The sequence below is a fragment of the Roseobacter weihaiensis genome, from assembly GCF_020622345.1.
GTDB lineage: Bacteria > Pseudomonadota > Alphaproteobacteria > Rhodobacterales > Rhodobacteraceae > Roseobacter > Roseobacter weihaiensis.
Genome location: NZ_JACNMO010000051.1, coordinates 1 through 9,284 on the forward strand (window position 1 = coordinate 1; position 9,284 = coordinate 9,284).

Sequence of the window (9,284 nt, forward strand, 5' to 3'; positions counted from 1 at the left end):
GCAGCGGACTTCTAGAAGGCATCCCGTCACCGACGCCATTATGGGGCGGCACGTTCGACCCCGGAGAGAACCATGAGCCCGATGCGACCTAAATCCGTCCTTGAAATCGAAGCCGCAGATAGAGAACTTTGCATCGTCGGAGATTGCCCGAATGTTCGATGCTGATCCGTCTCTGTGCTTCGCTGACGTTCCCAGCGGGTCAAGACCGAATTTTAGTGCCTTTGCTACGCAAGAGCCTAGTAGAACTAATTGGCCGCTTGCAGATGGAGTAATCAGTTTGCCGCGGACAGTGGGTGGTGACCAGGACGATGTTGCGCTTGAGTACAAACGGGTTGCGGAAGGAACACACGGTTTGTTGACGGCTGTTGGGCAGTCGCTGGCCTACATCGATAAGGGGTACAATGGTGCAGTCATAGTCATCCCACGAAGTTACTCTTCGCACGGGCACCCAGCAGAACACGTTGTGTCAATTTTGGATTCAAATGAAATTGACGGCCGAGTGGGTGTTTTCGACTATGAGGATCCCGACAAGTCATCGCCTTATCCCTTCCGTGGGCGTATTCGTTGTATCCGGCCAATCACCGTCGCGCCGTCAGCTATTGGGAAGCGGCCAAGTGCTTCAAAGCCGTCTACTCAATGGGTACATTTAAGAGAAGGCTCCACCACAAGAGATGTAATTTACTGCTATCTCAAATCCGCCATTTTGTTGGCTGGTGGAGGGAGTGCACCGCCAAGCTATGGAATTCCTGCGGAAATGGTCTCCGCTGTGTCTCGCATAGATGCGACTGCAGACGTCGAAGAGTTTCTTGGTTATACCTCGGACTCGTCGCTTGGCAGCCAGATATGGAAGGATTTCTGGTTTAAGTATGTGGCTACGCCAGAAGTTTTAACTCCATTTAAGCGTTCCGGATCTACTTACGTCGCGCCAGCGGCGTTTACGAAAGTTCTTAAGGATGATGGCTCTGGGCATAGTCAGATTTTTGAAGGTCGCGCAAACGGTTTGAAAGAAACCATCTGCACTAGGTTGAACGACGGTGTCATAGCTGAGGACCAAGCCTGGGAAGAGATGGCCAATGGAATTTCTATCTCCAGTGGACAAAACAAGCAAGGTGTTCGGGCACGGGCTCATAGTTATAGGGAAGATGTTGATAGTGCAGTCGCTCAACTGCAGTGGATCGACAACAGCGGACAGCCAACTGATGAAGGGTATCGTTTCGTAAGCATTTGTGAACGGTTTGGTGGGCCAAACTCTTCTGCGGCAGTCAAGTACTTCGGAGCAACTCTGATCCAAACCGGACACTACGGTACTTTCCTGCACTACGTTCATCGATTGTCCGAAGAGATTTTTCTAGATGATCCTCTCGCTTTTTCCAAATCCAAGGGAGGAGTATCGGTTTTTGATGAAGACTCATATTGGGAGTACTTGCGAGTGCTTCAGAGTCATATGGAGAATGACCTCAAAGTGCTTCGAAAGGTGTCCGGTAGGTCTCGACCGCGCTCACGGACCATCTTTCAAGCCGAACTAACCTTTTTGAGGAAGTATGGGTTCATCCCCGAAAGTAGGAGTAACCGTTACCGACTTGGTGTTGGGTTGCCTATCAATTGGGTTCGGGTGAACGAAGCAATGCAGGTAGAATTATGAACAAGAACCCTATTTTCCCATCCGTACCAGAAAGCGAGTCGAATGTGGATCGTTCGCGCCGCGTTCGGACGGTGGAGAGCATTCCGACGATCTTGAGCCTCTTTTCGGGCGGTGGAGGACTTGATCTGGGATTTGAAAGAGCCGGATACAGGGTCCTTACGGCCATGGACAATGAAAAGTCCGCCGCGGAAACCTTTGCGCTTAACTGGCCAAAGGTGCCGTTCATTCACGATGATATCCGCAATGTATCGAATGAAACGATCGTTGAGGCATTGGGAGGAGTAAGGCCGGATGTGATAATAGGAGGTCCTCCTTGTCAGGGGTTTTCTACGTTAGGCACTCGTCATTCGGCGGATCCGAGAAACACCCTAGTGAATGAGTTTGTGCGAATTGCAAAAGCTTTGCGTCCTCAAGTCGTGCTTGTCGAAAATGTTCGAGCAATTTCGACCGAGTACAACGGCAGGTATCGTGATCACGTTATGAGTGCCTTTTCGCAGATCGGCTACAAAATGCACTTTGGCGTGCTTGATGCCGCAGCCTTTGGAGTTCCGCAGCACCGTCAACGGGCCTTCTTTGTTGGCTTCTTGGATCAAAGGGTGGAATACGATTTTCCCGATGCTACCCATGGAAATGGACTTGAGCCATTTGTGACCGTGGGAGATGCGATTCTCGACTTAATGGACAGAGGGGAGGAGTTTCCTAACCATCTGGCTCTGCGGCATTCGGAAAAGGTGGTGCGGCGCTATAAATTCATACCTGAAGGCGGAATGCTACCGCCTCCTGAAGAACTCCCAGAAGACATCCGGCGAAAAAATTTCGGAAACACTTACAAGCGCCTTGATCGATCAAAGCCGTCTTTGACCATAGTGCCTGGCAACAATGCTCTGCCTATCCACCCTGTTCTGCATAGAAGCCTTACACCCAGAGAAGCCGCGAGGCTGCAGAGTTTTCCCGACGGCCATGTTTTTTCAGGAGACCGCCGAAGACAGTGTATCTTGGCTGGCAACGCTGTTCCTCCCTTGCTTTCGTTTGCGCTTGCAAAATCTATCAAGTCCCGAATTCACCCACTGAAGGGATCCTCTGCCAGAGTTCAGGAGCAATCCGGAAAACTGGTACCAGTAGCGAAAGTAAATGTTGCGGACGTAACGACCAACATCAAAGGCCAAGCGCGCCAGAAACGCTCCTTCGTTGATCTATTCTGTGGCGCAGGCGGCTTCAGTGTTGGCTTCGAACGAGCAGGATTAGTTCCGATTGCCTCCTCAGACAACAATGATCGAGTGATGCAAGCGCACAAGAAGAACTTCCCCGACACGCCGTTCGTTCACGGGGATATTTCTGACCCACTTATACAGGAGGAGGTGGCCTCTATCGCTGGCGGCGAGACTTTTGCGGTTGTGGGTGGTCCACCTTGCCAAGGGTTCTCAGTTTTTGGTCGCCGTAGGCTTGCGAAAGTTGATGAGTCAACGGCAGCTGCCGACCCTCGCAACCGACTTGTTTTAGCGTTTGTTGACACAGTTGCTCGCATCCAGCCAAGATGGGTGGTCATGGAAAACGTGGCCGGTTTTGCGACTATGAACGATGGCTTATTTGTAAAGGCAGTTGTCGATGGATTGCGCGAAGTTGGGTATGGTCAAATCGAACACCGAGTGATCGACGCAGCCGATTATGGTGTCCCCCAACATAGAAAACGTTTTGTTCTAGTAGCAAATCGAACAGGACATGTAATACCGTGGCCAAAAAGGAAGTTTTTTCAAACCCCAAAGGACTGGCAAAAGCCATTTGCCAAGGTTGGAGAGTTCATCACAGATCTGGCTAGCGACGAAAGCCATCATGTGCACACCAATCACGTTCCCATGAACCATAAACCGCTACAAATTGCCCGCTACAAGAGGATCCCAGAAGGTGGCAAACTGGACGTTGATGCCCTTCCAGAAGAACTCAAGGCTGGGTACAGAACAAAAAAAATTCGGAATTTCAGCCATATTTTTCGAAGACTACATCGAGAACTTCCGAGTATTACGTTGGTTCCGGGCCACAATGCGTTTCCTTTGCATCCTTGGCTAAATAGATCTTTGACAGTCAGAGAGGCTGCAAGGCTTCAAACTTTTCCGGATGAAATCGAGTTTGTCGGCGCTCGTCAAGATCAGTGCATTCAGGTCGGAAATGCGTTTCCGCCCCTTTTAGCCGAGCTGCTCGCAAACAATATGGTCCGAGCTGAAACAAGCGGTTGGTTTCCTAGCGAAGTACCTGCGCTTGCCGCAAAGTCCATACTTGAACTGAGCTAGTGTTTCTGTCTTTGGCGGGTATTGCTGACACATCTGAGCCCTAAATTACAGCGCGAAATCCCAGACTTCTGGCTGCAAGGCGCGATAGTACTCATAGGCTTGTGTCTTCTTGTGTAGATTTTTGTGTGTTTTGATAACCGGTTTCAGTTTGGCAAAAAGTGCATCGAAAAAGACCTTTTCACCGATGAAAGCTTCATCTTCTGTTTTGAGCTCTATGTATCGACGTAGGACAAATGCGGCCAGATCGGCCACGAGAATGGTCGATGCATGTTCAGATTTGATAGCGAAGGGGGTGTTGACGATTTGATCAAAGCGCTTCGTTTCCCAGTTTTTGGGACGCTTTTTCGATTTTAAGAACGCAGCCTTGAACGCCAGATCATCGAACCATGGATCAGGCTTGAAGATGAGCTCTGCCATGTTGGCGTGTTCCACTTTGTTGTCATCTACGACTATGACGCAGTTTCCCTTGTTTTTGGGGTCGTCACAGTGCTCGCGTTGAACATGTGACAAGACAAACATCGCGTTGGCGATCCAATAACTGTGAGAAACATCAGGATAGCCAAACGCTTTGTGATCGGTAGCCTTGAACTTTTTGAAGGAAATCGCAGATGCATAGATCTTTGAGCTGTTAGCGATCTCTTCGACCACTGCATTCAGGAATGCCTTTCGGTCCTCTCCGGAAATCTTGTTCCATCCGCCAGCGCCACGATGGAATCTGCGTGTTTTCAGATCTTGAGGCTTTCCGGGATGCTTCGCAAACACTTCACCGATCATCGTCGAGAAAATACGACTATATTTGTTTAGGCGAATGGCATCGATTTCGACGGCAGTCATTACGAACGTATCAGATTGAACCTGATCACCGGTTTCATCAACGTATACGAACTTCATTGCTACCTGGCACGATTTCTCTTTGGGCTCTGCTCTTTAGCTCTCCTACAAACCTTCTTGATCGGAACCAATTTCCGTTCAATTTGAAGGTCGTTGAAGCAACTATGCGGACAACATACTTGTATTGGTGGAGAAGCCAATCCAAAGATCCGACACCAACGCAGCCGATTTTTTCATTCGGCCCATCAATGCAGTACTCTATCGCATTTTCTAATCCAATAACTCGGCTTTGATATGAACAGGCAGCGGCAAACTAATGTGCCTCGCGATCTTGACTTCCAAACGGGCAGCGAATTTGCGCCTGTAGCTATGCCATGCTGGCAATTCCCACATTGGACAATGCTCAGGCTGTTCTGCGAAACCTATTCAGGGGCTAGCCGTGCGCTCGCAGCGAATGGCAGGAAAGCGGGTTGCGGATGCAGAAACTGGGAGACCCTGTGAAAGGCTGCAATGGGCCGTCCTCATCGAGTGGTAGCGGCTCAAGGATTCATATGCTGCACAGGCTCCGATGGCCGCACTGAGCCCATAGTGCAGGATGCTGCGCGTTGCACGGATGTCCGTAGTTCTAGCCGTCATGGTCAATCCCATCAGCTTCAACACAAAGCTGGAGGATCGCTAAAGCCCAAGTTCTACGCGTCCTTAATCGCGATCATTTCGATTGGTGAGATGCGCCCTGCAGCCAAATTTGCTACCATATTTTGGATCTTTTCTGCGGTGGTCTGCTGCATGAGGACATGTAAACCCAAAGGGGGTGGTCCGCCGATGGCTCCGCTTGCGGCCTTCATTTTCTTGAAGAAATCCATAGCAAAATCGTAGCGATTATTCTCCTCAGCGACGAAGAACCCATTGGCTTCGAGTGCCATTCGATAGTCTTTGGGCTCTGCAACCCAGCTTGTTTCAGGTGTTGTTGCCCAAGGAACTGGGTAGATTAGCTCTTCGTCGTTAACCTTCATGATATCGTAGATACCAAACTTTGCGCCGGATTTCAGAACACGGGACACCTCAGAAATCAGAACATGCTTGTCTTCGATGTTCATACCGACATGCATCATGAATGCGCCGTCAAAACTTGCATCCTCAAAAGGAAGTGAAAGTGCACTACCTTGCTGGAGTTCTATGCTTTGCGACAAGCCGACCCAATCGCAAAGTCGCTGCCCTACCTCAACGTATTCAGATGTCAGATCAATCCCGGTAATCTTTGCTCCGTAAGTCTTCGCGGCGAAACGCGCCGAACCTCCCAAACCGCAGCCGATATCGAGCATGGTTTGGGACGGCGATATTTCTAGCTGGTCCAGGAAATGAATGCTCGCTGCCCGCCCACCAATGTGAAATTCATCTACTGGGCCAAGATCCTCAACACTGGCATTTTCAGGTCTAATACCCTGTTTTTCGAGGCCTGCCTGAATCGCGGTTAGCAGGTTTCCGTGGCGATAGTGGGTGGAAATTTTCTCATCGTTATTCATAACAATCAACTTTTCCAGTTTGTGAATTACGACCTTACCACGTTTCACCAAATCGCCTAAGCAGCCATTGGCGCAACCGCAGCGAATTCTCACTTTGTCTAAGGTTTGTTGCTGCTGTCAGCGCGAGCTGCAGCGGCGATAAATCTGACAAGGAGGAAAGCGCGGGGGGATTTCGGTGCTATGGGGATAGTGGCTTAGGGCTTGGGCAATCGGTGCACTGGGCTGCGCGGCCAGAGGGGCAGATGAGTGACCTGTCACCGCGTTTTCTTCGAGGTCTTCGCGTATCGACTGCTCTTTCCGATGTCGCGAACCTGGTGTTGCGCAAATCCACAGGGACCGGCCGCAGAGATTGGGCCGGGGCTCCAGGTGGCAGAGCCGGGTTTGAGGGTTGGATCATGCGGCCTTCTCCCATGGTGGGGCGCGGGATTTTGGGATTTGGCCGCGCAAGAAGGTTTCGATGACGCGCATCGCGCCACCGCATTTGGGGCATGTCTGGTACAGGTCTTGTTCCTGCTCATCTTCACCGGTCATCTGCGCAGGCTCAGGTGCCCGATGGATTAGGTGCCTGATCTTCTCGATCCTGTCTCGCCGGATGCCATTGGCGAGGAAGCCTGCATGGCGGATGCGGTGGAAGCCGGGCGGCAGGACATGGATCAGGAAGCGGCGGATGAACTCGTCCGTGGGCAGGCGCATGGTCTTCATGCGGTCCCCGCGCTTGATGCGATAGTCTTTCCACCGGAAGGTTACGGTGTCTTCGTCGGCACTGACCAGGCGATGGTTCGAGATCGCCACGCGATGCGTGTATCGGCTGAGATAGGTCAGAACGGCTTTGGGTCCGCCGAAGGAAGGCTTGGCGTAGACGATCCAGTTGGTTTTGCGCAGCGGCGCGAGATGGGTCGCGAAGGCGCCGGGCTCTGCCAGTCCCATCAGATCGCCGGAGAAGCGCAGCTTGCCGGTCCGGTGCAACCTTATCAGCCCTTCGAGGAACAGGCGCCGGAACAGTCGCGACAAGACCTTCACCGGCAGGAAGAACCCCGGGCGGCAGGCGATCCAGCGGGTGCCATCCAGCGACAGCCCGCCGCCCGGGACGATGACATGCACATGCGGGTGGTGGGTCATTGCCGATCCCCAGGTGTGGAGCACGCTGGTCATGCCGATCCGCGCGCCGAGATGCTTCGGATCGGCGGCGATGGTCAGCAGCGTCTCAGCCGACGCCGTGAACATCAGACCGTAGACCGCAGCCTTGTTCCGATACGCGATGTCGGCGATCTGCGCTGGGAGCGTGAAGACGACGTGGAAGTATTCGACCGGCAGCAGGTCTTCGATGCGCGCCGCCATCCAGTCTCGCGACGCGGCCCCCTGGCACTTTGGGCAGTGCCGGTTGCGGCACGAGTTGTAGGCGATGTGCTCATAACCACACTTGGTGCAGGCTGCCACATGCCCGCCGAGCGCAGCGGTTCGGCAGGTCTCGATCGCGGACATTACCTTCAATTGGGGAAGGTTCAGATGCCCGTCATGTTGCCGTCGATATGCAGCACCATGGGCGCGGAAGATATCCGCGACCTCCAGCTTTGGGCGGGGCATGGGACCGGGATCAACCGGGGGCCGTTTCCCGTTTCACCAGCAGATCGAGCGGGCTTGTCACATCCCGGATCGTCTTGGTCGCCACCTTGGTGTAGACCGTCGTCGTTTCCAGCTTGGCGTGACCGAGCAGCACCTGCCCTCTCATCGCTGCAAGCAGCGACTGCCGGGTAATAGATCACCCTGATGTCGGTCCCACTCTCCAGCAGATGCGTCGCAAAGCTGTGCCGCAGGGTGTGGGGTGACACTTTCTTCCTGATCTCGGCGAAGTCGCAGGCCACCCCGAACGCGCGGTTGAACTGCCGCGTCGAGATCGGATCGACCCGGTTACGGCCGGGAAAGAGCCAACCCGCGGGTTGGGCTTGCCGATAATATTCGCGCAAGAGTTCCAGCAGGCTTGGCGATAGCATCACATGCCGATCCTTGCGACCCTTGCCTTGCTCGACACGGATCAACATCCGGTCGCTGTCGATATCGCCGACCTTGAGATGGGTGACCTCGCTTGCCCTGAGCCCGCCGCCATAGGCAACGCTGAACGCAGCTCGATACCGCAGACCCGGCCCGGGTGCCGCTTCGAGAATGCGCGTGACCTCCTCGGCGCTCAGCACCACGGGGATCTTCTTCGCTGCCCGCTGATACCGCATGTGCCGTTTCATCTCCGGGCGCGGACAGGTCGTCGTAAAGAAGAAGCTCAGCACGGTCAGCCGGTTGTTGAAGGTCGGCGCGCCGACGCCACGCTCCTTCATGTCGAGTTGAAAGGCACGTAGCTCCTCCGGCGTCGCGGCGTCCGGCGAGTGCCCCAGGAACCGCGTGAAGTCGCGCATCGCCCGCAGATACATCGTCTGCGTCTTCGGCTGCAGCCCCTTGATCCGCATGTCTTCGAGAAAGCGCTGGCGCAGCGCAGGCACATACTGGTCCGTCATCGGAACCTCCTGTCATCAGATTGAGAAGGCCCCAATCGTCAGGCAGGCATGCCTATCCGCCAAATCCACTGCTGAATTAATGCGCTGTCATTGCCCCAAGCGCCAATACCGCGAGAGCGGTTTCGTCCAAGTCCGCCGTGCGGACCTCCGACATGACTGAAATCGAGCACCTGCAGCGAATAGCGGCTATGCGGGATGCGCCTGCAGCATCAGGACGAGCGGATGGGCGGCAGCTTTGGGCCGTCCTTATCGAGTGGTCGCGGCTCAAGGATTCATATCCTGCACATGCTCAGATAGTCGCAAGGAGCCCAGTGTTCCAAATGCTGCGCAGTATATCAAAGGCCGCTCGGCGATGGAATACGAGAGCATTGCTAAGCCGAAAAGGCTATCCATCGGCCAGACACTAGCACGCCGCACCAGGCGAAAACTGAGACAACAGCAATGATCCTTTGGCCCTTCTCAAGCCTGTAAAACAGAAAGGCGTTTGCAGCCGCCAGCG

The 9,284-nt window shown here is 53.6% G+C and carries 6 protein-coding genes; 2 read left to right on the forward strand and 4 right to left on the reverse strand.

The window, feature by feature from the left end; genetic code table 11:
- Positions 1-151 precede the first annotated feature (151 nt).
- Complete coding sequence (locus tag H7847_RS26080; RefSeq protein WP_227272566.1) at positions 152-1,642, forward strand: hypothetical protein; 1,491 nt, start codon at positions 152-154, stop codon at positions 1,640-1,642.
- Positions 1,639-3,927, forward strand: coding sequence for a DNA cytosine methyltransferase (locus H7847_RS26085; RefSeq protein WP_227272568.1), 2,289 nt, complete (start codon positions 1,639-1,641; stop codon positions 3,925-3,927). The genes H7847_RS26080 and H7847_RS26085 overlap by 4 nt, the downstream gene beginning before the upstream one ends.
- 45 nt (positions 3,928-3,972) lie before the next feature.
- Here H7847_RS26085 and H7847_RS26090 read toward each other — a convergent pair whose 3' ends face one another.
- The 4 genes from H7847_RS26090 to H7847_RS26105 all read right to left on the reverse strand — a co-directional run bounded on the left by H7847_RS26090 (position 3,973) and on the right by H7847_RS26105 (position 8,785).
- Positions 3,973-4,818, reverse strand: a complete 846-nt coding sequence (locus H7847_RS26090) for a DUF3800 domain-containing protein (RefSeq protein WP_227272570.1) — start codon at positions 4,816-4,818, stop codon at positions 3,973-3,975.
- Between the two features lie 629 nt (positions 4,819-5,447).
- A complete protein-coding gene (locus tag H7847_RS26095) occupies positions 5,448-6,329 on the reverse strand; it encodes a class I SAM-dependent methyltransferase (RefSeq protein ID WP_227272572.1) in 882 nt (293 codons plus the stop codon).
- 345 nt (positions 6,330-6,674) lie between these two features.
- Positions 6,675-7,865: an IS91 family transposase gene (locus H7847_RS26100; RefSeq protein ID WP_227272574.1), complete on the reverse strand. Its 1,191-nt coding sequence runs from the start codon at positions 7,863-7,865 to the stop codon at positions 6,675-6,677.
- Positions 7,784-8,785: a tyrosine-type recombinase/integrase gene (locus H7847_RS26105; RefSeq protein WP_319799801.1), complete on the reverse strand. Its 1,002-nt coding sequence runs from the start codon at positions 8,783-8,785 to the stop codon at positions 7,784-7,786. Before H7847_RS26105 ends, H7847_RS26100 begins: the two co-directional genes overlap by 82 nt.
- Positions 8,786-9,284: the final 499 nt, after the last annotated feature.

Coding starts and splice junctions, on each gene's coding strand:
- H7847_RS26080 (WP_227272566.1), top strand. CDS start 152: ATGTTCGATGCTGATCCGTCTCTGTGCTTCGCTGACGTTCCCAGCGGG.
- H7847_RS26085 (WP_227272568.1), top strand. CDS start 1,639: ATGAACAAGAACCCTATTTTCCCATCCGTACCAGAAAGCGAGTCGAAT.
- H7847_RS26090 (WP_227272570.1), bottom strand. CDS start 4,818: ATGAAGTTCGTATACGTTGATGAAACCGGTGATCAGGTTCAATCTGAT.
- H7847_RS26100 (WP_227272574.1), bottom strand. CDS start 7,865: ATGCCCCGCCCAAAGCTGGAGGTCGCGGATATCTTCCGCGCCCATGGT.
- H7847_RS26105 (WP_319799801.1), bottom strand. CDS start 8,785: ATGACGGACCAGTATGTGCCTGCGCTGCGCCAGCGCTTTCTCGAAGAC.